The 23406-nt window shown below is 73.7% G+C and carries 21 protein-coding genes and 1 riboswitch; of the genes, 10 read left to right on the top strand and 11 right to left on the bottom strand.

The features are described 5' to 3' along the window. Positions 1-40 precede the first annotated feature (40 nt). Entirely contained in the window at positions 41-1621 is a 1581-nt protein-coding gene (locus tag VH112_10790; GenBank protein ID HEX4540721.1) for an ABC transporter substrate-binding protein, read from the top strand. 13 nt (positions 1622-1634) lie between these two features. Then, a complete protein-coding gene (locus tag VH112_10785; protein HEX4540720.1) occupies positions 1635-2156 on the top strand; it encodes a hypothetical protein in 522 nt (173 codons plus the stop codon). Here the strand turns inward: VH112_10785 and VH112_10780 are convergent. Both VH112_10780 and VH112_10775 read right to left on the bottom strand, forming a co-directional pair. Continuing rightward, a complete protein-coding gene (locus VH112_10780) occupies positions 2153-3193 on the bottom strand; it encodes a GNAT family N-acetyltransferase (GenBank protein HEX4540719.1) in 1041 nt (346 codons plus the stop codon). The genes VH112_10785 and VH112_10780 overlap by 4 nt on opposite strands. Before the next feature lie 13 nt (positions 3194-3206). Continuing rightward, a complete protein-coding gene (locus VH112_10775) occupies positions 3207-4199 on the bottom strand; it encodes a phosphotransferase family protein (protein ID HEX4540718.1) in 993 nt (330 codons plus the stop codon). 54 nt (positions 4200-4253) lie between these two features. Between VH112_10775 and VH112_10770 the strand changes: the two genes are divergently transcribed. Continuing rightward, positions 4254-4634, top strand: a complete 381-nt coding sequence (locus VH112_10770) for a nuclear transport factor 2 family protein (GenBank protein HEX4540717.1) — start codon at positions 4254-4256, stop codon at positions 4632-4634. 5 nt (positions 4635-4639) lie between these two features. Here VH112_10770 and VH112_10765 read toward each other — a convergent pair whose 3' ends face one another. The 8 genes from VH112_10765 to VH112_10730 are packed head-to-tail and all read right to left on the bottom strand — an operon-like array spanning position 4640 to position 15198. Next, on the bottom strand, positions 4640-6445 hold the full coding sequence (locus VH112_10765) for a VWA domain-containing protein (GenBank protein ID HEX4540716.1): 1806 nt from the start codon (positions 6443-6445) through the stop codon (positions 4640-4642). Further along, complete coding sequence (locus VH112_10760; GenBank protein ID HEX4540715.1) at positions 6442-9969, bottom strand: cobaltochelatase subunit CobN; 3528 nt, start codon at positions 9967-9969, stop codon at positions 6442-6444. The genes VH112_10765 and VH112_10760 overlap by 4 nt, the downstream gene beginning before the upstream one ends. Then, positions 9966-11459, bottom strand: coding sequence for a cobyric acid synthase (locus VH112_10755; protein HEX4540714.1), 1494 nt, complete (start codon positions 11457-11459; stop codon positions 9966-9968). Before VH112_10755 ends, VH112_10760 begins: the two co-directional genes overlap by 4 nt. Beyond that, a complete protein-coding gene (locus tag VH112_10750) occupies positions 11456-12394 on the bottom strand; it encodes an aminotransferase class I/II-fold pyridoxal phosphate-dependent enzyme (GenBank protein HEX4540713.1) in 939 nt (312 codons plus the stop codon). Before VH112_10750 ends, VH112_10755 begins: the two co-directional genes overlap by 4 nt. Beyond that, a complete protein-coding gene (gene cbiB, locus VH112_10745) occupies positions 12391-13323 on the bottom strand; it encodes an adenosylcobinamide-phosphate synthase CbiB (protein HEX4540712.1) in 933 nt (310 codons plus the stop codon). The genes VH112_10750 and cbiB overlap by 4 nt, the downstream gene beginning before the upstream one ends. A 21-nt stretch (positions 13324-13344) precedes the next feature. Next, on the bottom strand, positions 13345-14055 hold the full coding sequence (locus tag VH112_10740) for an adenosylcobinamide-GDP ribazoletransferase (protein ID HEX4540711.1): 711 nt from the start codon (positions 14053-14055) through the stop codon (positions 13345-13347). A 13-nt stretch (positions 14056-14068) separates the two neighbouring features. After that, on the bottom strand, positions 14069-14563 hold the full coding sequence (locus VH112_10735) for a bifunctional adenosylcobinamide kinase/adenosylcobinamide-phosphate guanylyltransferase (protein HEX4540710.1): 495 nt from the start codon (positions 14561-14563) through the stop codon (positions 14069-14071). Next, positions 14560-15198 (bottom strand): adenosylcobinamide amidohydrolase, encoded by a 639-nt coding sequence (locus VH112_10730; protein HEX4540709.1) that lies wholly within the window; start codon positions 15196-15198, stop codon positions 14560-14562. Before VH112_10730 ends, VH112_10735 begins: the two co-directional genes overlap by 4 nt. 41 nt (positions 15199-15239) lie before the next feature. Further along, positions 15240-15363: riboswitch (cobalamin riboswitch) on the bottom strand. A gap of 22 nt (positions 15364-15385) precedes the next feature. Here VH112_10730 and cobO point away from each other — a divergent pair. The 7 genes from cobO to cobJ all read left to right on the top strand — a co-directional run bounded on the left by cobO (position 15386) and on the right by cobJ (position 23215). Next, positions 15386-15919, top strand: coding sequence for a cob(I)yrinic acid a,c-diamide adenosyltransferase (gene cobO, locus VH112_10725; GenBank protein ID HEX4540708.1), 534 nt, complete (start codon positions 15386-15388; stop codon positions 15917-15919). 1 nt (position 15920) lies between these two features. Beyond that, a complete protein-coding gene (locus tag VH112_10720) occupies positions 15921-17348 on the top strand; it encodes a cobyrinate a,c-diamide synthase (GenBank protein ID HEX4540707.1) in 1428 nt (475 codons plus the stop codon). A 265-nt stretch (positions 17349-17613) separates the two neighbouring features. Beyond that, positions 17614-18408 (top strand): precorrin-2 C(20)-methyltransferase, encoded by a 795-nt coding sequence (gene cobI / locus VH112_10715; protein HEX4540706.1) that lies wholly within the window; start codon positions 17614-17616, stop codon positions 18406-18408. Then, positions 18405-19250 (top strand): precorrin-4 C(11)-methyltransferase, encoded by an 846-nt coding sequence (cobM, locus tag VH112_10710; GenBank protein HEX4540705.1) that lies wholly within the window; start codon positions 18405-18407, stop codon positions 19248-19250. The genes cobI and cobM overlap by 4 nt, the downstream gene beginning before the upstream one ends. Next, positions 19247-20338, top strand: a complete 1092-nt coding sequence (locus tag VH112_10705) for a cobalt-precorrin-5B (C(1))-methyltransferase (protein ID HEX4540704.1) — start codon at positions 19247-19249, stop codon at positions 20336-20338. The genes cobM and VH112_10705 overlap by 4 nt, the downstream gene beginning before the upstream one ends. Beyond that, on the top strand, positions 20331-21557 hold the full coding sequence (gene cbiE / locus VH112_10700; GenBank protein ID HEX4540703.1) for a precorrin-6y C5,15-methyltransferase (decarboxylating) subunit CbiE: 1227 nt from the start codon (positions 20331-20333) through the stop codon (positions 21555-21557). The genes VH112_10705 and cbiE overlap by 8 nt, the downstream gene beginning before the upstream one ends. Further along, on the top strand, positions 21554-23215 hold the full coding sequence (gene cobJ, locus VH112_10695) for a precorrin-3B C(17)-methyltransferase (GenBank protein HEX4540702.1): 1662 nt from the start codon (positions 21554-21556) through the stop codon (positions 23213-23215). Before cbiE ends, cobJ begins: the two co-directional genes overlap by 4 nt. Here cobJ and VH112_10690 read toward each other — a convergent pair. Further along, positions 23190-23354, bottom strand: coding sequence for a hypothetical protein (locus VH112_10690; protein HEX4540701.1), 165 nt, complete (start codon positions 23352-23354; stop codon positions 23190-23192). The genes cobJ and VH112_10690 overlap by 26 nt on opposite strands. Positions 23355-23406 lie beyond the last annotated feature (52 nt).

Here is a 23406-nt window from a genome sequence, read left to right as displayed (position 1 = left end):
CCCGCAGTACGACGGGCGCGGCCGGATACGGAGGTGTGATGTGACGTCGCCGACGACGCCGACCAAGAGGACAAGCGACCTGAGCGAGGGCCTCAGGCTGATCATGCGGGGCGGCGGACCCAAGCTGATAGCAGCCGGGGTGTCGCTGGCGCTCATCGTGGGGCTCGCCTTCGTCTCGACGGTCGAAGCCAACAACCGCGCCCACCGTCAGAGCAGCCTGTCGGCCAACGGCTCCTCCGGCGGCTCCGGTGACAACGGCGGCGTCGGAGGAGGAAGCGGATCCGGGGGAGGTGCGAGCGGTGCCAACGGGACCAACGCCGGCGCCAACGGGGCTGCAGGCGGGAGTGGCGGCAGCGGCGGAGGCGGCAGCGGGGCCAAGTCCGGCGGCGGGTTCACCGGTGCCAACACGACCGGAGGCAACTGCCCGGGCAACAATCCCGACATCGGGGTCACGTGCAACCAGATCCTGGTGGGCGGCATCACTGTCCTCTCGGGGCCTCTCGGCATCTACGGCGAGCAGGGCCTCCAGGCCGCCCAGGCCTGGCTCAGCTACTACAACGCGGTGTACGCCCCTGCGCACCACCTGCGTCAGGAGAAGCTCATCTACTACGACGACCACGGCGCTGACCCCAGCCAGGACGCCATCCTGACCCAGAAGCTCATCGAGCAGGACCACGTCTTCTCGATCGGGGGCATGCCCGCGCCTCAGGGGGCCAACCCGTATCTGGTCCAGCACGGCGTTCCGCTCATCGGCGATCTGGGCCTCAACCCGATCAGCTACCAGAGCCCGATGATCTGGCCGACGGCGCCGACGCCCAACACCCAGGTGGGGGCGAACCTGGAGGCCAAGGTCGTCCACACTCTCTACCCGAACGTCAAGCACGTCGGGGCGATCATCTCGCCGCTGCCGGGCCAGGACCCGGGGCCGATCGAGCAGTACGAGGACAACGCGTACCGGCCATACGGCGTGAGCGTGACCTACCAGGTCATGACCACGTCTGAGAGCGACTGCAACAGCCACATGCTCCAGATCAGGAACGCCAACGCAGACTTCCTCCAGCTTCCCCTGCCGTCGACCAACTTCCTGCTCTGCGTGCAGGCGGCCCAGAGCCAGAACTACTACCCGGGTAGCGGGCTCGGCGGCAGCCTGCGGGGCTGGTCTGGCGGCAGCGGAATCCAGGTAGAGATGCAGCAGTGTGGGAGCTTGTGCGCCACCGCCGGTGGCGGGATCGTCACCGGCACCATATTCCTCAACCCCTCCTCGTTCTCCAATCACGATCCCAACTCCGGGATGGATCTGTACAACTCCCTCATGTCCAAGTACGCATCGAATGTGGACAAGACGTCGATCATCTCGATGAACTACTTCGCGTCCGCGGAGATAGGGTCGCTCTTGCTGGCCCAGGCGGCGGCGACACCGCCCTATCTGACCCGACCACATATCATCCAGCTGGCCAACCAGTTCAAGTTCGACACCGGTATGGGCTTGAAGGTCGACTGGGCGGGCCCCCCCAACAGCCCCAACGCCCACATCGGCACCAGCTGCGGCTACGTGTCACGGGCGGTGCAGTCCGGCGGTGGCGCCACCTGGAAGACCGACCCCACCTACTACTGCGGGTAGTGAGGGGCGCGACGTGATCATCACCAGCCTCGTCCTCCTCGTCGCCGCCGTCGGGCTTCTCGTCATCGGTGCCGTCCAAGGCAACCCGACGATGCTCGGGGTGTCGCTCGGCGCCGGCGCCGCCGGTGCGCTCTGTCTCTTCGCCGGCAACGCCTCCGCCCGGCGCGCTGCCGTGGCTCGCGGCGTTCCCATCGAGGCCGTGCTCGCCAGTCGCGTCCACCGGAACCCAGCCGGCCAGACCCCCACGGCCGCCGAGCCCACACCGGACAACCAGCCGACAGCGCCGGCCGAGGGATCACGGCCACCGCCCCCGATCGACGGGTACGACGACATGTCAGGCAGGGAGGTGACGAGGCTGATCACCTCGGGCGCGCTCCCCGACGACGCCTTGTCCGAGATGCTGTTGTACGAGGCGTCTCACCGGAGGCGCCGGGCGGTGCTCACGGCTCTCCTCGACGTGGTCCGACCCGAGCAAGCACCCGCGGCGACATGGAGCCGGCCCCGCCGGGCCGAGGACCGGGTAGAGCCGACCTAGTTCCCCCGCCCCTCCCACAGAGCGAGGAACTGCCACCCCCGGTCCGGAAAGCCGGCGGCGTCGGCCACGCGCGCCGAGGCCGCGTTGTCGAAGGTGTGCAGGTACGTGGGCACCGCTCCGTCGTCGAGGACCCGCCGGGCCGCCTGCGCCACCAGGCGTCGGGCGACCCCCCGGCCCCGCAGCGCCTCCTCGGTCACCACGGCGAGCTCGTGGCCCCACCGGTCGTGCTGTTTGCGACCGACACCGGCGCCGTAGCGCCCGTCGTCGTCCCAGGCGATCAGGACGTCGCCGTTGAAAGGGTGCAGCCATGGCGGCACGCGGGGATCGCTCGTCGACACCCACTCCCCCGCGTCCTCAAGCTCGACGGGCCGCACGGTCCACCGAAAGCACCCCCGCCCCAATCGTCCGCGCCCCTGACCCACCGCCCGGGCGAGCTCGTCGCCCAGCCCACCCTGTCCCTCGGCGGTCACCGACAGCAGTCGCTCGCGGGTCAGGCCCAGCGCCTCCACCCCCGGCTCGGTACCGGGGGGCACGGACAGCACCACCCCCTCCGGGCTGGCGACGCCGGCGAAGGGTCGCGTCCGACCGTCCCAGCCGGGACCGACGCGCAGCGGCGACCCGACCACGACCACCTCACCGGGAGCCGCGGGCCAGAGCCCGAGCCAGTGGCGGAGGTGGGTGTGGAGCCGATGCGCGCCGTCGCCCAGATAGCGGGGGTTGGCGACCTCCAGCTTGGCCTCGACCGTCTCCCGCACCACGGCGGTCACCTCGTCAAGGCGATCGTCCAGGGCGCCCGTGCGGATCGCGGCCGCCAGCTCGGCGTCGCTCGACACGCCCAACCGACCGAGCGCGGCGGCGTGGGCCCGAGCCTGGTCGGGACCGAGCACCAGCTCACGCTCGACCATGGCGAGCACGTTGATCGCCACCCTGGTGTGGAACCGCACCCGCCCGTCGGTGGCGGGGAGCACGTCACGCTCCAGGAACTCCCGGACGGCCTCGGTCAGCCCCGCCGCGCTCGGGTCGTCGTGCGGGTTCACCGCGGTGACGACATCAGGCCAACACCGGCGCGGGGCCCGGTGCCACCAGGGCCAGCAGGTCCCACTCCACCTCGCAGACCCGGCGGCCGATGGCGGCCAGCTCGACCGAGCGCACGACGCCCGAGGTGTGCGTGGCCGCCTGCATGATGCACATGATCCCCCACTTGAGGGTGCCCAGCGTCTCCCACCACCGCAGCGCGGCCCGGTCGACGGGCCGACCGCTCGTCCGCTCGTAGGCGCCGAGGAGCTGCTCGTAGGTGCCGAACCCGCCGACGGGAAGAGGCTCCCCGAAGCGCCAGGACTTCACGCACAGCCAGCCCAGGTCCTCCATCGGATCGCCCACGTGGGCGAGCTCCCAGTCGAGGACGGCGCGGATGCCGTCCGGCCCCACGATGAGGTTGCCGTTGCGAAAGTCGCCGTGCACCACGACCGTGCGCCCCTCGTCGACCCGGTGGGCGTCCAGCCACCGGAAGCCCATCTCGAACGCCGGGTGGGGCTCGCCCAGCTCGCCGAGGATCGTCCGGAAGGCCTCGACCTGGTCCGGATGCTCGAGGCCCGGCACATCGCTCGGCGGGACGCGATGGATCGCGGCCAGGGCCTCGCCGCACTGGGCGGCCAGCATCGGCCGGACGGCGGCGTAGGCGTCGTCGCGCAGGATGCGACGGGGAATCGTCTCGCCCTCGACACGCTCCATCACGATGAACGACGAGCCCAGCACGGCGGGGTCGTCGCTGGTCGCCACGATCCCCGGGACCGGGACGCCGGCTACGGCTGCAGCGGAAAGTAGGCGAGCCTCGCGTCCCATCCCGCTCCCGGGAGCGCCGGGCGGGTCCCGGCGAAGCACCAGACCGGAGGTGGTCCCGTCAGCGCGCCGGGCGTCGAACGACCACGTCTCCCGCGACGCTCCTCCCGACAGCCGCCGCAGCCCCTCCACCTCGACCTCGGGCTCACCGAGAGCTCCCGCCACGACGCCGCCCAGCGCCTCGCTGAGGTCGTCGTGGGCCACGGCCGGCACGGTAGCCGGGATAACGTGCGCGCACCGCTGACACGAGGAGGCCAGGTGCCGAGTCCCGAGCAGGTCCGTGCCGTCGTCGACGACTACCTCGCATCGTTCCCCAAGAAGGACCGAGCCGCCTTCCTCGCCTGCTTCGCCGACGACGCCAAGCAGATCGACCCGGTCCCCTCGCCTCCCAACGTCGGCAAGGCGGCCATCGGTCAGTTCTGGGACAACGTCGCCGGCATGGCCGATTCCATGGAGCCCAAGCTCGATCGGGTGCACGTGTGCGGCGACCAGGCGGCCGTCGTGTTCAGCATGTACGCCCGATCGGGTGAGGGCGGAAGCATCGTCGACATCGTGGACATCTTCGAGGTGAACGACGACGGCAAGATCGCGTCACTGCACGCCTACTGGGACCCGACGCAGATGCGGCCGATCAGCTGACCCCGTCACGTGAGCCGTGACCGCACTGCAGCGCTCACGGCCCCCGCCGACAGCTCGTCCACCGTGACGTAGCGCGCCGCCATCGTCTCAGCCAGCGACCGGGCCAGTCCCAGGCGCACCGGTCCCTCCTCGGCGTCGACGACCACCGAGGCGACACCCCGCCGCCGAACACCCGCCGCCGCATCCTGCGCTGCGGCTACCGGGTCCGAGCCGGCTGGCCCGGCGGTGGCCCGACCGTCCGAGACGACGACCACGAGCGGCCGGTAGGCCCCCGAGCGAGCCCGTTCGGCCACCTGCAGGCCGACCCCGATGCCCGCCGCCAGCGGCGTGCGACCGCCCGTCGGCAACGAGGCCAGGCGGGCCCGCGCCACCTCCACGCTTCCCGTGGGCTGCAGCACGACCTCGGCGGACTCGCCCCGGAACGTCACCAGCGCCACCCGGTCCCGTCGCTGGTAGGCATCGAGGAGGAGGCTGAGCACCGCCCCCTTCGCCGCCTCCATCCGGCGGCCGACCCCCATCGAGCCCGAGGCGTCGACCACCAGCACGACGAGGTTGGCCGTCCGCTGCTCGCGGACAGCCTCCCGCAGGTCCTCGGGCTCCACCAGGACGGCCGGCTCGCCGAGCTCTCCGCGCCCGCCTCCCGGGCCGGCGTCGCCCTCGGAGCCACCCGTGCGCCGGCTGGCGGCGGCCGCGGCCGTGGCCCCGAGGGCCACCGAACGCACCGCGCCGTCCTGGCCCTCCGGGCGCCGGTCTCCCACCAGGCGACCCCTTGGCCCCTCCGAGGGACGACGGCGGCCGCTGGCCTGCCCCGCCGATCGGAACGGCTCGGCGCCGCCGAGCCCCGGGACGGGCCCGGCATCTCCGACCGGGGCGACCCGCTCCTTGTCCGCTCCCGGATCCCCTTCCTCCAGGCGCTCCAGGGCCTCCTCCAGATCGCCGCCGTCGATGCCACCATCGCCCAGCGGGGACCGGCGGCGGTGGGCGAGGGCCAGCGGAGCTACCCGGCGGACGTCCTGGGCGTCGGCCGTCGATCGTCCCTCCCATCGGGCCAGGGCGGCAGCGGCGCGGCAGATGACGAGATCAGCGCGGAGGCCTTCTGCGCCCACGGTGGCGCACAGCTCGCTGACCGACCGCGCCAGCTCGGGTGCCAGGGGCCGGAAGGACGCCGGGCGGGAGAGGGTGGCGAGCTGGCGGCGGAGCGCGTCCTCGTTCCGCTCCCACTCGGCCGCCACCCCGGCTGGATCGGCGTCGAAGGCGATGCGGCGCTCGACGGCCAGGGCCCGTTCGGCCGCATCGGCGCTCGTGCGCACGTCGACGGCCAACCCGAAGCGGTCGAGGAGCTGCGGGCGCAGCTCACCCTCCTCGGGGTTCATCGAGCCGATGAGCACGAAGCGGCTCGGGTGCTCGTGGGAGATCCCTTCCCGCTCCACCCGGTTGACACCGCTGGCGGCGACGTCGAGCAGCAGGTCGACCAGGTGGTCGGGCAGCAGGTTCACCTCGTCCACGTACAGCACGCCGCCGTCGCACGCGCTGAGCAGACCGGGGTGGAAGTGCCGCTCGCCGCTGCTCAGCGCGGCCCGCAGGTCGATGGTGCCGACGAGGCGGTCCTCGGTGGCGCCGATGGGCAGCTCGACGAACGGTCCCGACCCCGGCAGGAGGGCGGCGAGGGCGCGGGCGAGCGTGGTCTTGGCGCTGCCCTTGTGTCCCCGCATGAGCACGCCACCGATGGCGGGGTCCACGGCGTTGAGCAGCAGGGCGACCTTGGCCTCGTCCTGGCCGACCACCGCGGTGAAGGGGAACCTCGCCGTCACCGTGCCTCCTCCCAGCCCTCGGCCTCGAGCAGGGCCGCCCGCAGCGTGTCCAGCGCCGGGTGCGAGGCGTCCCACAAGTCGCGCTCGTCGGCTTCGAGCAGACGCTCGGCGATCGAGCGCAGGGCCCACGGGTTCGACTCCTCGAAGAACTTGCGCACCTCCGGGTCGCCCACGTAGGACTCGGTGACCCGCTCGTACATCCAGTCCTCCACCACCCCGGCCGTGGCGTCGTAGCCGAAGAGATAGTCCACTGTGGCCGCCATCTCGAACGCCCCTTTGTAGCCGTGGCGGCGCATGGCCTCGATCCACTTCGGGTTCACCACCCTGGTGCGGACGACGCGCGCCGCCTCTTCGCTCAGCGGACGCACGCGGGGCCGTGCCGGGTCGGCCGTGTCGCCGAACCAGGCCTTGGGTTGTCTGCCGGTGAGCGCCCGGATCGTCGCCACCATGCCGCCGTGGTCCTGCAGGTAATCGTCCGAGTCGAAGATGTCGTGCTCCCGGTTGTCCTGGTTCTTGGCCGCCACCTCGATGCCGGCGAACCGTCGCCGCATGGCCTCGGGCGCAGCCACTCCCGACCCACCCCGGCCGTAGGAGTAGCCGCCCCACGCCAGGTACACAGCGGCCAGATCCTCGTCGCTGCGCCAGTCACGGGACTCGAGCAGGCTGAGGATGCCCGAGCCGTAGGCGCCGGGCTTGGGCCCGAACACCCGAGGGTCGTCTCCGCCGTGGGCAGCCACGAAGTTCTGGCCGGGGGGCTCGTCCAGCGCCGCAACCAGGTCGACGGCCTCGCCGAGCAACCCGAGCACGTGCGGAAAGGCGTCCCGAAAGAACCCCGAGACCCGCAGGGTCACGTCGACCCGCGGCCGGCCCAGCTCGTCGAGCGGGATGACCTCAAGTCCCGCCACCCGGCCCGTCTCCTCGGCCCACACCGGCCGCACGCCCATCAGGGCCAGCGCCTCGGCGACGTCGTCGCCCGAGGTGCGCATGGCGGCCGTGCCCCACACGACGAGGCCGACCGACTCCGGGTACCGCCCCTCCTCGGCCAGGTGGGCTTCGAGCAGCCGCTCGGCGAGCGTCGAGCCCACCTGCCATGCCATTGGGGACGGTACGGCGCGCGGGTCCAACGAGTAGAAGTTGCGCCCCGTCGGCAGGGCGTGGGCCATCCCTCGGGACGGCGCCCCGCTCGGGCCGGCGGGCACGAAGCGGCCGTCGAGGGCGGCGAGCACCGACGAGATCTCGTCGCTCGTCCGGTCGAGCGCCGGCACCAGCCGCTGGCCGACCCAGGTCAGGGTGGCGTCCGCGACGCCACCCGCGTCCCACTCCCGTGACTGGAGCTCGGCGAGTCGGCGCCGGCACTCGGCCTCGACGCGGTCGACATCGGCCCGCCGCGCTGCCGCCAGGTCGAGGCCGAGCTCGCCCGCCACCGTGCCCCGCAGGGACGGCACCGGGCCCTGGTCGAGCCGGGTGAGGGCCAGCACCAGGTCGAGCTCGGCCTGTCCTTCAGGAGGCCGGCCGAGGGTATGGAGACCACCCCGGATCTGGGCGTCCTTGAGCTCGCACAGGTAGCCGTCGACGTGCAGGATGGCATCGTCGAAGGCGGGGTCCTCGAACCCGTCGTCGCCTCCTGGCGCCTCGGCCATCCCGAGGTCGCGATGGATCTCGGCCCGCACCAGCAGGTCCCACACCTGCCGGCGGATGGCGGGAAGCTTGGCCGGGTCGAGGGCGGCCACCTGGGCGTGGGTGTCCAGGAGCCCCTCCAGCCGGGCCAGGTCGTCGTAGGTGTCCGCTCGGGTGAGCGGGGGCACCAGGTGGTCGACGATCACGGCGTGGGCCCGCCGCTTGGCCTGGGTGCCCTCGCCCGGGTCGTTCATCACGAAGGGGTAGATCACCGGCACGTCGCCGAGCACGGCGTCGGGCCAGCAGCGGGCCGACAGGCCGACGCTCTTGCCCGGCAGCCACTCGAGCGTCCCGTGCTTGCCCACGTGCACGATGGCGTCAGCTCCCCATTCGGCATCGAGCCACCGGTAGAAGGCGAGGTAGTGGTGGGTCGGGGCGAGGTCGGGTGAGTGGTACACGGCGACCGGGTTCTCGCCGAAGCCCCGCGGCGGTTGCACGGTGACGAGCACGCCTCCGAGGTCGAGGCCGGCGAAGACCAGCTCCTCCCGGTCGATGAAGAACTCCCCGGGCGGCGGCCCCCACGCCTCGGTGAGGCCGATCCTGGCCTGCGCCGGCAGCTGCTCGAAATGGTGCTCGTACTCGGCCACACTCCACGACCCGGCACCGTTGTCGCGCCCCACCGGATCGGGCCCGTCGCCCGCATACGGCAGGGCGTCGGCCAGCTCGGCCATGAGCGCATCGCCGTCGGGCGGTATGCGGTCGACCCGGTAGCCAGCGCCGGCGAGGGCATGCAGCAGCTCGATCACCGACGCCGGCGTGTCGAGTCCCACGGCGTTGCCGAGGCGGCTGCGCTTGGTCGGATAGGCGGAGAGCACGAGGGCGACCCGGCGCTCGGGAGGCGGTCTGCGCCGCAGGGACGCCAGTCGGACGGCCAACCCGGCCACCCGCTCGACCCGGTCGGCGACCGTGCGGTACGCGGTCACCGGAGAGCCCAGATCGTCGCCGTCGTCGACGGTCTCCTTGAAGGAGAAGGCAGGGCCGACGATCCTGCCGTCGAGCTCGGGAACGGCGACGGCCATGGCGACGTCGAGCGGTGTCAACCCGCCGGCGCTGTCGGCCCAGGTCTCGCTGGCCGATGTCGCCGCGACCGCCTGGAGCACGGGAACGTCGAGGGCGGCCAGGACGGAGGCATCCCAACCGTCACCGTCGTCACGCGCCGAGCCGGCCGCCAGCACGGTGGTGATGACCGCGTCCACGCCCCGACGGGCCAGCAGCTCGAGCGCGGGAACGGCGCTGCCGGCGCCGTCGGGCCGCAGGGAGTAGCAGTAGACGGGAAGGGCGTTGGCACCTTTTGCCTCGATGTCGGCGCACAGGTCGGTGACGAACTGGGTGTTGCCTGACAACAGGTGAGCCCGGTAGAAGACGACGCCGACAGTAGGGCGGGCGGCGTCGAGCTCCGGCCGGCCGAGCACACCGCACGACGGAACCTCGACCGGGGGGCCGAAGCCGAACGCATGCCCGAGGATCGTGTCGGTCACGAACCGGAGGAGCTGCTCGACGTTGGCCAGACCACCCTGGACCAGGTAGTCGAAGGCCTGGGCGGCCAGGCCGCTGGGCACGCTGGTCGACGCGGCCAGCTCGGCGTCCGGCGTCGCCTCGCCGCCGAAGGCGAGCAGCGGGACGCGGGCGGCCCGGCAGCGTCGGGCCAGCTCGTCGAACGGCGCCTCCCACGCCCGGCGCCCGCCCAGCAGCCGGACCACCACCACCTGCACGCCGTCGAGCGACGGCGCCTCCGTGAGGCTGGCCGGGTTGGCGGCCCGGACGGCCGGGAAACCGGGGGGCAGGCCCTCGGCCACGGCGCGCAGGGCCAGGATCTCGGTGTCGGCGTTGGTGAGGACGAGGATCACGGCCGTCCTCCCGCGATAAGCGCCTCGACGGCGCCCATGTCGACGTTGCTCTCCACCAGGTCGGCCAGGCGCTCCAGCTGGACCTGGCGGGCGCCGGCGAACGAGACCCCTGCGGCCACGAACCGTCGTCCCCGCCGGGTCGCCACGGCGGCAAGGAACGCAGCCCGAAAGCCGTCGTCTTCCATCAGCCCGTGCAGGTTGGTGCCGAGGACGCTCCCGTCGGCGTTGGCCGCCCCTTCGTCCTCCGACCCGTACACGTCGTCGAGCTCGATCCACGGACGAGCCCCGTTGCCGACCCGGCTCCGGCCGTGGTGGATCTCATAGCCGGAGATTCGCTGGCCCCACGCCCGCCCCCGGCGCTGGCGCGTGACCTTGTCCTCGCCGAAGGTGGTCGAGGTGTCCAGCCAACCCAAGCCCTCTACGCGACCTCGCCCCGATTCGACATGGTCCACGATCTCCCGGCCCAGCATCTGGTAGCCGCCGCACACCCCGAGGAGGATGGCGCCGCCGGCGACGGCCGCGGCCAGGGCCCGGTCGAGGCCCCGCCCACGCAGCCACTCGAGGTCGGCCACGGTCGACTTCGAACCGGGGAGCACCACGAGGTCGGGCTGGCCGATGACCGCGGACGAGTCGATCAGTCGCACACCCACACCGGGCTCGATGGCGAGGGCGTCGAGGTCGGTGAAGTTGGCCAGCCGGGGCAGCCGGATGGCGGCCACGTCGAGCCCGTCGGCAACGGCGGAGCCGGCCGCCGCCGGACGAGGGCCGGACAGGGCGAGTGAGTCCTCGGCGTCGAGGGCGATGTCGTGCACGTACGGAAGGACGCCGATGACGGGGACGCCGCAGCGCCGCTCGAGCTCGGCGGGCCCATCGCCGAGGAGGGCTGGATCGCCGCGAAGCTTGTTGATGACGAAGCCGCCGACGAGGTCACGGTGAGCCGCGGGCAGCAGGGCGACCGTCCCGTACAGCGCCGCGAAGACACCGCCGCGGTCGATGTCGCCCACGACGATCGCCCGCATCCCGGCTTCGGCGGCGACCCGCAGGTTCACGATGTCGCGGTCGAGCAGGTTGATCTCGGCCGGGTTGCCCGCGCCCTCGCAGATGACGATGTCGTATCGGCTCCGCAGGCTGTCGAGGGCGTCGAGCACCACGCCGAGCAGCTGCGGCTTGTGGTCGTGGTAGGCGGCGGCGTCCATGTGCGCCACGGGCCGACCCATGACGACCACCTGGCTGGTGCGCTCACCGGTGGGCTTCAGCAGGATCGGGTTCATGGCGACGTCCGGCTCGACCCCGGCGGCCAGCGCCTGTACCCCCTGGGCGCGACCGATCTCGTGCCCACCGGCGGTGACGAACGAGTTGAGGGCCATGTTCTGGGCCTTGAAGGGTGCGACCTTCAACCCCCGGCGGGCCAGCAGCCGGCACAGCCCGCTCACCACGTGGCTCTTGCCCGCGTCGCTAGTCGTGCCGCAGACCATCAGGGCGCCGCTCACGGGGTCGTCCTCTCGAGGGCAGTGCGCAGTCGGTCGAGGCCGCCGGCGTCGGGCACGGCGATGCGGACGTGGTCGGGCAACCCGAAGCTGGCGCAGTCGCGCACGACCACGCCCTGCTGCGCCAGTCGCTGCCGCAGCCCGGCGGCGCCGCCGACAAGCACGTAGTTGGCCGCCGAGGGGGCGGGCCGCAGGCCGTGTGGCTGGAGCACAGCCACGAGCTCGCGTCGCAGGTCGGTGATCGACGATGCCCAGGCAGGGAGGTCGACCGGCGCCAGGAGGGCCGGGAGCGCCTCGGCCGCCAGCCCGTTGACCGACCACGCCGGCTGTCGGCGCGCCAGCCGCTCGACCAGGTCGCCGTCCGGGGCCAGGAGATAGCCCAGCCGCAGCCCCGGGCAGGCCAGCACCTTGGTGAGCGATCCGACGACGATCGCGCCCCGATCGGCGTCACCGCGGGTCCAGCGGCCCGTGGCCAGCGGGTAGAACGCCTCGTCCCACACGGCGGCGCCGTCATCCGGCGCGGCCAGGACACCCGTCGGGTTGTTTGGGTTGGACCGAAATCTCGGCCCGCCCCCGTCGAGGATCTCCAGGTGACGCCGGTAGAGGCTGAAGTCGGGCTCTTCCACCCATCCCCGGCGCACCTCGGCCGCCACCAGGGCGATGGCCTCGGACCCTCCGTTGGTCAGCAGCACCCGTCGCCGGTCGACCCCCAGGACGTCGGCCAGCGCCGCCGTGGCCGGCCGAGGATCGGGGTAGTGACGCGTGGCGTGCAGGTGGCGGGCGAGCACCGGCACCGGGTCAGGGGCGACGGGGTTCATGCTTGCGGAGAGGTCCAGGATCGTCGCAGGGTCGAGCCCCAGGGCCGCGGCCACTCGCCCCCCGTCGCCGCCGTGCTCCTCGGCGGGAGGCACCACGCTCGCCAGCTCGGTCGCTCTCACAGGCGCCACCGGCGCCACCGGGCGACCGTGGCGGTGCCAAAGAGCAGCACCGCCAAGGCGGCGCCGACGTCCGAGGAGAGCCGCACCGCGGCGGCCACGTCGTCCACCTCGGGCGGGCGTCCAGTCCCCAGGGGCGGGCGGACCTCGACGCGATCGCCGTAGCGGTTCTCCCCGCCGAGCCTGAGCCCGAGGGCGGCGGCGAAGGCCGCTTCGGCCACCCCGGCGTTGGGCGACGGATGCCCGGGAGCGTCGTGGTGCACCGCACGCCACACGGCGCCAGCGGCGCTCGGACGCACGGCGACGACCGCGGCGGCGGTGACGCGTGCTGGCACCCACGCGGCGAGGTCGTCCAGGCGCGCGCCGGCCCAGCCGTAGCGGCAGTAGCGGGGACTGCGCTGCCCGACCATGGCGTCGACGGTGTTCACGGCCCGGTAGCCGAGGACGCCCGGAGCGCCCGCAGCCACCGCCCAGAGCATCGGGGCGACGACGGCGTCGACGGTGTTCTCGGCCACTGACTCGACGACGGCCCGGACGATCTCCTTCTCGTCGAGTGCCGTCGGGTCGCGGCCCACGAGCGAGCGCAGCAGCTCGCGAGCGGCGTCGACATCGCCGGCGCCCAGCGCGGCAGCGACGTCGGTCGCGGCCTCTCCGAGGCGGCGCCCGGCGACGGCAACGTAGGTGGCGGCCAGCGTCGACGGCAGCCCCGCGCCGAGGCCGGCTCGCACCGCGGCGCCGGCGAGCACGCCCAGTCCCGTCCCTCCGCCGGCGTGGAGCGTGCCGGCGAGGCGGCTGTCTCGCCACGCCCAGCGTTCGAAGGTGGCCATGGCCGAACCAAACGCCGCCACGGGGTGGGGCCGAACGCCCGGCTCACCCAGGAGCCTGTCCGCGAGCCAGCCTCCCGCGGCGCCGATCGCCCTGCCGTTCAGCATCGGGCGCTCACCATCGGGCGCTCACCATCGGGCGGCCGCCACCAAGAGCCCGACCGTCTCCCCGACCAGACCCGTCGCCCCGAGCACGTCGCCGGTGAAGCCGCCGAGCCGCCGCCACGCCAGGAGAAGGACGCCGCCTGCAGCCAGCGTCGCCGAGGCCAGGGATGCGGCTCCCGCTACGGGGTGCCACGCCAGCAGCAGGGCGCACGAGCCGGCCAGCCCCATCGCACCCACCATCGCCGGCCGGCCGGGCCCCTCGAGGAAGGCCGATGCCAGGCCCCCCTCGGGTCGTGCGTACGGCAGGGCGCGCGCGCCCACCGCCATCCACGTCCGCGACGCGCACCAGAGCCCGCCCAGCAACAGCCAGGACGGGCGCAACCCGGCCAGCGCCGCGAAGCGCACCAGCAGCACCGCTCCGACCACCCCGACCCCGAACGCCCCGACACCCGGATCGGCCATGACCGCCAGCCGCCGCTCACGCGGCAGGTGCCCCAGGAGGCCGTCGGCGGAGTCGGCCAGCCCGTCGAGGTGGAGCAGGCCGGTGAGCGCCAGGTCCGCGGCCACCACCACCGCCGCCGCGACCGGCGCGCTCCATGCCCGCGCCGCCGCCCACCAGACCCCGCCCAGGGCCAGTCCCAGCGCGGCCCCGACCAACGGGAACCACAGCAGCGCGCTGCCAGTGGGCCGGCTGGCCCCTCCGAGGGGGGTGAGGAACGAGAGAGCCCGTCGCATCGGCCTCAGACCTTCACACCCGCTCGAGCGGTAGGACCCGTCCGGCCACCACCAGAAGGACCTCGTCGGCAGCCGCGGCCACCAGCTGGTTGAGCGCGCCGAGCTCGTCACGAAACTGGCGTCCCATCTCGCTGCTCGGATGCACCCCGAGGCCGACCTCGTCAGTGACCACGACCGTGTCGCCGGGGCGTGCCGCGATGTCAGAGCAGAGCCGGTCGCCGTCCACTGCGAACGACGCCGCACCCGCCAGCCAGGCACCCAGCGAGTCGACCAGGGCCGTGCCCGAGAGGCGACGCAGCACGGCCCCGAGGTCCTCGCCCTGGCCGACCTCGACGGTGGACCACCCCGCCGGCCGGCGGGCCCGGTGCGCGGCGACGCGCTCGGCCATCTCGGCGTCTGCGGCCACCGTCGTGGCCACGTAGGTGACCGACGACGACAGGCCGGCCGCCAGCGTCTCGCCCACCCGCGACTTGCCCGACCGTGCTCCCCCGAGCACGAGAGTGATCACCCTTCTCGCTCCCACACCCCGCGACGCACGCCAGCGTGGACGGCGCGCGCCAGGCGCGACCCCCACGTGGAGCGCGGTCCGCCGAAGGCGAACGGCCGCCCCTCCGCGGGGCAGAGCACGCAGACGGCGTCAGTAGCCGTGCCCGTGGCGTCGATGCCCATGTCGGAGAGGGCCTGCACCTTGGCCTCGGTCGCGGTGGAGACCGCGTTGACGAGGGCCGAGTCGGTCAGCCGCTCGGGCACGCTGACCACGATGTTGATCGTGCCCACGAGCGGTTGGCGGGCACCGTCAGGAGCCGCGGCCAGCACCGGATGGGTGAGGCCGACGGTCGCCACCACGCCCACACCGCCGTCGGTGGCGACGCCATATTGACGCACGTCGGCGGCGGTGAGCATCCCGACGCCCCGGCCGGGCAGACCGAGCGACACCCCGAGCTTGCCCAGGTGGTGGTCGGGATCGCGCCGCGCATAGGACGGGGGCACCTGGGCGTTCACGACCCACCGTCTGATCCCGAGCCCGCCGCCGTGCGGCGCCGAGGCGATGGCGCGCAACGGTGAGGGCGACCGCCACACGAGCACTGGGAGGTCTCGCCCGCTCTCCCGGCGAGACCGGATCTGCAGCTGCACGACGTCCACGCGTCCCTCCGCAACCCTGCCGATAATGGGTCCGGGCAGGCAGGTCTCCTGGCTCCCGGATCGACGCTCCCCTCGGCCTTCCCGCCCTACGGGCCGTGGCCTGGTGGTGAGGATCGCTCCCCGGTCACAGTTGCGGGACAGCCCCGGACTCCCACCGGGTTCCCTGCGCTGCGGCGCCGACACTACCGTGCCGGGCATGGCACGCGCCGATTCCATCGTCCTGGTGAACACGGGACACGGCAAGGGGAAGTCGTCAGCCGCCTTCGGCGTGATGGGGCGGGCCTGGGCGCGAGGCTGGCGCGTCGGCGTCGTGCAGTTCGTGAAGGGCGGGAAGTGGAAGGTCGGTGAGCGCAAGCTCGCCGACCACCTGGGCGTGGAATGGCACACCCTCGGCGACGGCTTCACGTGGGAGTCCACCGACCTCGACGAGACAGCCGCCAAGGGCCGCCACGCCTGGGAGGTGGCCAGGGCGAAGCTGTGCTCGGGCGACTACGACCTGCTCATCCTCGACGAGGTGACGTACGCCGTCAGCTACGGCTGGGTGACCGTGGACGACGTGGTGTCGGGCATCCGCGATCGGGCCCCGCGCACGAACGTCGTGGTCACCGGCCGGGACGCCGCTCCCGAGCTGGTCGAGCTGGCCGACACCGTGACGGAGATGCGCAAGGTCAAGCACGCCTACGACCGGGGCATCACGGCCAAGAAGGGCATCGAGTACTGACGTGGCCTACCTCGGCCCCCGACTGGTGGTGGCCGGCACCCACTCAGGGGTGGGGAAGACGACCGTGGCCACCGGGCTCATGTCGGCCGTGGCGAGCCGGGGCATGGCCGTCGCCAGCGCCAAGGTCGGGCCCGACTTCATCGACCCCGGCTACCACGCCCTGGCGACGGGACGGCCCGCCCGCAACCTCGACGCCTGGATCTGCGGCGCGTCGGCGGTGGCGCCGCTGGCCGCCCGGGCCGCCGAGTCGGCCGAGGTGCTTGTCGTCGAGGGAGTGATGGGCCTCTTCGACGGGGCAGCGTTGGCGAAAGAGGACACGCCGGGCCCGGCGTCCCGGCCCGCGGCCAGCACGGCCGAGGCGGCCGCCCTCCTCGACGCCCCTGTCGTCCTGGTCGTGGACGCCTCCGCCATGAGCACGTCGGTCGCTGCCCTGGTCCACGGCTATGCCTCCTTCGACCGAGGTGTCCAGGTCGCCGGGGTCGTGCTCAACCGGGTGGGCAGCCCGGGCCACGAGGTCCTGCTGCGCGAGGCCCTCGAGCCCCTCGGCCTGCCCGTGTACGGCGCCCTTCCCCGCGACGACGCCCTGCAGTGGCGGGAGCGCCACCTCGGCCTGGTCCCCGTCGTCGAACACCGCCGCCAGGTCGGTGCGTCACTGGCGGCCCTGGCGGCTGCGATCGAGCGCCACTGCGACGTGCCCGGGCTGGTGGCCCTGGCCCGGTCCGCGCCTACCCGCCGAGTTGGTCGACTCGACTCCGCTCGGCCGTCGGGAGCGGCGCGCGTCGCCGTGGCCGGCGGCCCCGCCTTCAGCTTCTGCTACCCCGACAACCTCGAACGGCTCGAGGAGGCGGGCGCCGAGGTGGTGCCGTTCGACCCCGCGGGCGACGAGGCGCTGCCGGATCGTGTCCACGCCATGTACGCCGGGGGCGGGTTCCCCGAGGTCTTCCTGGAAGCGCTGGCCGCGAACACTCCCCTGCTCGCCGACGTGCGGCGCCGGGTCACGAGCGGCTTGGTCACCTGGGCCGAGTGCGGCGGGCTGCTGTGGCTGTCCCGCTCGCTCGACGGTCGGCCGCTCTCGGGTGTCGTGCCCGCCATCGGCCACATGACCGACGGCCTCACCCTCGGCTATCGCCGGGCCCGCGCCCGGGTGGCCTCGCCACTGGCGGAACCGGGCGCGGAGCTACGCGGGCACGAGTTCCACTATTCCGTACTGGATCCGGCGGGCGACGCGCTCGACCTCGAAGGGCGCTTCGGCGCCGGTACGGCAGGGTTTGCCACGCCCAGCCTCCTCGCGTCCTACCTCCACCTCCACCTCGGCGCCGACCCGGGTCCCGCCGAGCGGCTGGTCGCCACTGCGAGCCGACAGGACGGCCGCGACGCAGCTACGGCCCCGTCGCGGGCTGCTCGGCTCGGGCCGACTCGGCCCGCTTGAGCGCCTGGCGCCGCAGACGCGCCTTCTTGCGCCGGACGCGGTCGTTGTGCCAGCGAACCCTCGGTCGCGCTCCTCTGCCCATCTCCCCACCCTAGATCGCAACCAGTAGGATCGTCGCCCGTCGCCAAGCGCGGGAAGCCGGTGGGAGACCGGCGCGAGCGAGATCCACTGTGACCGGGGAGCGACCCCCAAGACCGGGGCGAGCCGGGATCCGGAAGCCAGACACCGGCCGCGACGAGGATCAGCGTGCACGCGGAGGCGAACCATGGCCACGGCCGCATCCGAGCCCCGCGGCCGCCTGGTCGGGGTCGGCGTCGGGCCGGGCGACCCGGAGCTGGTCACCCGACAGGCGCTCCGGGTCCTCGGCGAGTCGGACCGGGTCGTGGCGCCGTCGAGCGCGGTCGACGCCGTCGGGCGGGCCGAGGCCATCGTCCGTCAGGCCGACCCCGAGGTCCGCATGGAGCGACTGGTCTTCGACATGACTGCCGATGGCGCCCACGGTGGGCGGGCGGCACGCGAGGCCTCTCATCTGGCGGCCGCGCACGCGCTCCTCCCGTGGCTCGACGATGGCGAGCAGGTCGCCTTCGTCACCCTCGGCGACCCCAACATCTACAGCACGTTCTCATCGCTGACCGCCGCCGTGCGCTGCCTTCGACCGGCGGTCGACATTGGCACCGTGCCCGGGATCATGGCCTTCCAGGCCCTGGCCGCCGAGGCCGGCGCCGTGCTGCTCGACGACACCGAGTCGCTCTCGCTCGTGACCGCGCTCGACGGGCCCGAGGCGCTCGACGCTGCCATCGACGACCCGACCCGGGCGGTGGTCGTCTACAAGGGCGGGCGCCACGTCCCTGAGATCGCGGCCAGCCTCTCGCGCGCCGGTCGGCTCGACGGCGCTGTCATCGGCGAGCTGCTGGGTCTTCCCGGCGAGCGCATCGGGCCGCTGGCCCACCTCGCCACCGGTCCGGCCACCTACCTGGCCACCGTCATCGTCCCGCCGCGCGCCCGTCGAGGGAGCGGGGCCGGCCCGAGAGGCCGACCCACGGAACAGGAGCAGCCGTGATCAGCTTCGTGGGCGCCGGCCCGGGCGCCGCCGACCTCATCACCTTGCGGGGTGCCCAGCGGCTCGGCCGGGCCGACGTGGTCGTGTGGGCGTCCTCGCTGGTGCCCGAGGCCCTCCTCACCCACACCCGGCCCGACGCCGTCGTCCACGACTCGGCCGCCATGACGCTCGAGGACGTCTTCCGCGTGTACGCCGACCACCCCGACGCAGCGATCGTGCGACTCCACTCCGGCGACCCTGCGCTGTATGGCGCCATCCAGGAGCAGATGGCGTGGTGCATCGACAACGGGCGCGAGTTCGAGATCGTGCCGGGGGTGAGCTCTCTCGGCGCGGCCGCTGCTGCCGCCGGACGGGAGCTGACGGTGCCCGCCCTGGCCCAGAGCGTGGTCATGACCAGGCTGGCCGGGCGGACGGCGGCTTCGATGCCGGCGCGCGAATCGGTGGCCGCCTTCGCGGCGCACGGCGCCACGATGGCGGTCTTCTTGTCCGGCGCCCGGCCGCGCCAGCTCCAGGACGAGCTGCTGGCCGAGGGCAGCGGCTACCACGCCGACACGCCGGCCGTCATCGTGATCCGCGCGTCGTGGCCGGACGAAGCGGTGGTGCGCACGACGGTCGGCCGCCTGGCGGAGGATCTGCTGACGACGGGAGCCCGGACCACGGTGCTGGTCCTGGTGGGACCGGCGCTCTCCGGCGCCGCCGGGGGCGAGGCGGCCCGGAGCCACCTCTACTCGCCGGCGTTCTCGCACCAGTTCCGACGCCGTTCCCTGCGGGGATCGACGGCGTGGCGCACGTCCGGCCCGACAGCCCGGCCAGGACGGGCCGCCCGCAAGGGGGCGCGGTGAGATCGGCGGAGCCGGCCGCCGTCTCGCCGACCGGTCAGCGCGGCCTGCGCACGGGCTGGACGACGGGTACCTGCGCGTCGGCCGCGGCCAAGGCGGCGGTCCTCGGTCTCGTTACGGGCGTGGTCCCGGCTGTGATCGACGTCGCCCTCCCCGACGGGCGTCGAGTCGACTTCGCGGTCGAGCCGGGTGGCGCTCCCACCCGGGCCGTCGTGGTGAAGGACGCCGGCGACGACCCCGACTGCACCGACGGGGCCCGGATCACGGCCGAGGTCGCCTGGGGCGCGGCCTCGGAGGCGAGCCCGGAGCTGCGAGCCGGCCCTGGCGTGGGGACGATCACCAAGCCGGGCCTCGGGCTCGCCGTGGGCCAACCCGCCGTCAATCCCGTCCCCCGCCGCATGATCAGCATCGCCACCGCCGAGGTGACCGATCAGCCGCTGGTGGTCACCCTCTCGGTCCCGGGCGGCGCGGACATGGCGGCCAGGACCACCAACGACCGTCTCGGCATCGTCGGCGGCATCTCCATCCTCGGGACGACCGGCGTGGTCCGACCCTTCTCGACCGCGGCCTACCGGGCGTCGGTCGTCCAGCAGGTGGACGTCGCCGCCGCTCAGGGCGAGACGATGATGGTGCTGGCGACGGGCAGCCGTTCGGAGCAGGCCGCCTTGCACCTGCTCCCCCGCCTTGACCCGGTCTGCGTCGTGGAGGTCGGAGACTTCACCGGCATCGCCCTGCGACGCGCCGCGGCCGCCGGCATCCGCCGGGCCGTGCTGGTCGCCATGGCCGGGAAGATCACCAAGCTGGCCGCCGGGGTGATGATGACGCACTTCCACCGGTCGAAGGTCGACAACGACCTCATGGAACGGGTCGCCCGGGAGACCTCGGCGCCACCGCCCGTCATCGACGCCGCCACGGCCACGGCGACCGCTCGGCACTTCTTCGAGGCCTGTCGGGCCGCGGCACACGCCGCCCCGCTCGAGGCGTTGTGTCGCGAGGCCCGCGCTGCCTGCGAGGCCCACGTCGGCCGGCAGCTGTCGGTCGAGGTCTGGATGGTCGATTTCGACGGGGCCGAGGTGGTCGCCCGTGGCTGAACGCATCGCCGTGATCGGCCTCGGTGCCGAGGGACTGTGCGGGGTGGGCAACCAGGCTCGGTCCGCCATCGAGCGAGCCGCACTTGTCGTGGGCGGACGGCGCCACCTCGCCGCGCTGGCGCTGTCGGGCCCGGTGCGCACCGTGCCGCTCACCGCCGACCTGGATGCCGCCCTCGACGAGATCGAGTCCGAGGCGGGACCGGTCTGCGTGCTGGCGTCCGGGGACCCGGGGTTCTTCGGCGTCGTGCGGCCGCTCGCAGCGCGCTTCGGGACGGAGCGGCTGGAGGTGCACCCGTCTCCCTCTTTTGTGGCCCTGGCGTTCGCCCGGCTTGGACTGGCGTGGGACGACGCCGCCGTGGTCTCCGCCCACGGACGCCCGCTGGCAGCCGCCGCCCGCGCCGCGTCCTCCCACCCCAAGGTGGCGGTGCTCGTCTCGCCCGAGTCGCCGCCCGAGGCGCTCGGTCGGGCCCTCCTCGAGCTGGGCACAACGGACCGACGGATAGCGGTGTGCGCCCGGATGGGGACTCCGACGGAGCGGGTCGATCTCGTGGACCTGCAGGGCCTGGCTGCAGGAACGTGGGACCCCCTCTCCGTGGTGGTCCTGCTGGCCGAGCCCGCCCCGCCGTCCACCACGGGCCTCGCCTGGGGACTGCCCGACCGGAGCTTCGAGCACCGCGACGGGATGATCACCCGGGCCGAGGTGAGGGCGGTCGCCCTCGGAAAGCTGTGGTTGCCGTCCCGTGGGGTCCTATGGGACGTGGGCGCCGGCAGCGGCAGCGTCGCCATCGAGTGCTCCCGGCTGCGCCCCGCGTTGCGGGTCCTGGCTGTCGAGGAGAACGCCGCCGACGCCCGGCGCATCTCCCACAACGCCGACCGCCATGGGGTCGCCGTGGAGGTCGTGCCCGGCCGGGCGCCCGCGGCCCTCGACGGGCTCCCCGATCCCGACCGGGTGTTCGTCGGCGGCGGCGGGCACGCGGTCCTGTCGGCGGTGCTCGAACGCCTGCGTCCGGGCGGACGCGTGGTTGCGACCTACGCGGCCGTCGACCGGGCCGTCGCCGCCGCCGAGCGGTTGGGCGCCATGGTGCAGGTCGCCGTCTCGCGGGGGCGGCGTCTTCCCGACGGGGCCCTGCGCCTGGCGGCCGAGAACCCGGTCTTCGTGGTGTGGGGGCCGCCGGGTCCCGGCGACGAGGGGACCGAGCTCGGGGAGCCCTCGCCGTGAGGGTCCTGGCCATCAGCGTCACCGAGCGCGGGCGCCTGCTGGCGACGCGGCTGCCGTTCGAGCACGCCCACGGCGATGCCGGCGCCACCGTGCGGGCCCGGTGGCGCCAGGTCGACGCCTTCGTGCTGCTACTGGCGACCGGCGCCGCCGTGCGGATCGTGGCCCCCCTCCTGGAGGACAAGCGGCTCGATCCCGCCGTGGTGTGCCTGGACGAGGCCGGGCGCTTCGCGGTGGCACTGTGCGGGGGCCACCTCGGCGGAGCCAACACGCTCGCCCGGCAGGTGGCCTCCCTCGTCGGGGCCGAGCCCGTTGTCACCACCGCCACCGACGCCACCGGCACGTGCCCCCTCGACGCGCTTCCGGGGTTTCTGGCGAGCGGAGACGTCGCCGGGGTGACCGCTGCCATCCTCGACGGCCGCCCCCCGGCGGTCGACAACGTCGTGTCGTGGCCGCTGCCGTCGACGCTGCCGGTCGGGGCGGGACCCGAGCGATTGGTGATCACCGACCGGGTCGTGGAGAACGGTCGGGGCGTGGCCGTCCTGCGACCCCCGACGCTGGTCGCCGGGATCGGCACGTCGACCGGGGCTCCGCCCGAGGAGGTGGCGGCGTTGGTGACCACGAGCCTGGCCGAAGCGGGGCTGGATGCCGCCTGTCTGGCGGAGGTTGCCACCATCGACCGCCGGGCCGATGAGCCCGCCATCCACGCGCTCGGCCGTCCCCTGCGAGTGTTCCCGGCCGAGACGCTGCGCAGCGTGAGCGTGCCCACGCCCAGCTCCACGGTGCAGTCCGCGGTCGGCACGCCGAGCGTCGCCGAGGCCGCCGCGCTCCTCGCCGCTGGCCCCGGCGCCGAGCTGGTCGTCACCAAGCGCACGTCCGCCCACGCCGCGCTGGCAGTGGCGCGGAGGCAGCGCCCGCGTGGGTACCTGGCCGTCGTCGGCCTCGGGCCTGGCGACCGTCGGCACCGGACGCCCGCGGCGGAGACCGCCGTCCGCCACTGCGACATCGTGGTCGGCTACGGCCCGTACGTGGACCAGTGCGAGGACCTCATCGGTCCGCACCACGAGATCGTCCGCTCTCCCATCGGCAGCGAGGAGGACCGGGGCCGCCTGGCGGTGGAGGAGGCCAGGGTCGGTCGCCGGGTGGCCCTGGTGTGCTCGGGCGACGCGGGGGTCTACGCCATGGCGTCGGTCGCCCTCGAGCAGGCGGCGGCGAGCGACGGAGCGGCTTGGCCGTTCGACCTCGACATCGTGCCCGGGATCACCGCCGCCACCGCTGCCGCCGCCGCCCTTGGAGCCCCGCTGGGTCACGACCACGCCGCCATCAGCCTCTCCGACCTCCTGACGCCGTGGGCCACGATCGAGTCCCGGCTCGAGGCGGTGGCCGGCGCAGATATGGTCCTCTCGCTGTACAACCCGCGCTCTCGGGGACGCCCCTGGCAGCTCGGCGCGGCGCGCCGGATCCTGCTCGCGTACCGAGCACCCTCCACGCCCGTCGGGGTGGCGACCGATCTCGCTCGCGGTGGCGAGCGCGTCCGCCTCACCACCCTGGCCGAGCTCGACGTCGAGGATGTCGGCATGACGACGTGCCTCATCGTGGGCTCGTCCGCGACCCACGTCGCCAACGGCAGGATGGTCACGCCGCGGGGTTACCGGCGGTGAAGCGCGCCGGCGGCGTCTCCAGATCCACGGTGACGATCGACACCCGCTGCACCGCGTGCGGGGCGTGCATCGTGACCTGCCCCGAGACGGCCTTGCTGGCGGCACCGCGACGCCCGCTCGTGGTGAGCGATCGCTGCACCGGCTGCCTGGCCTGTGTCGAGGTGTGCCCGGCCGGAGCCGTGTCAGAGGGT

Source organism: Acidimicrobiales bacterium (assembly GCA_036270875.1).
Classification (GTDB): domain Bacteria; phylum Actinomycetota; class Acidimicrobiia; order Acidimicrobiales; family AC-9; genus AC-9.
The sequence above is the reverse complement of the archived record's forward strand: the minus strand, read 5'-3'. Positions and strand labels throughout refer to the sequence as shown.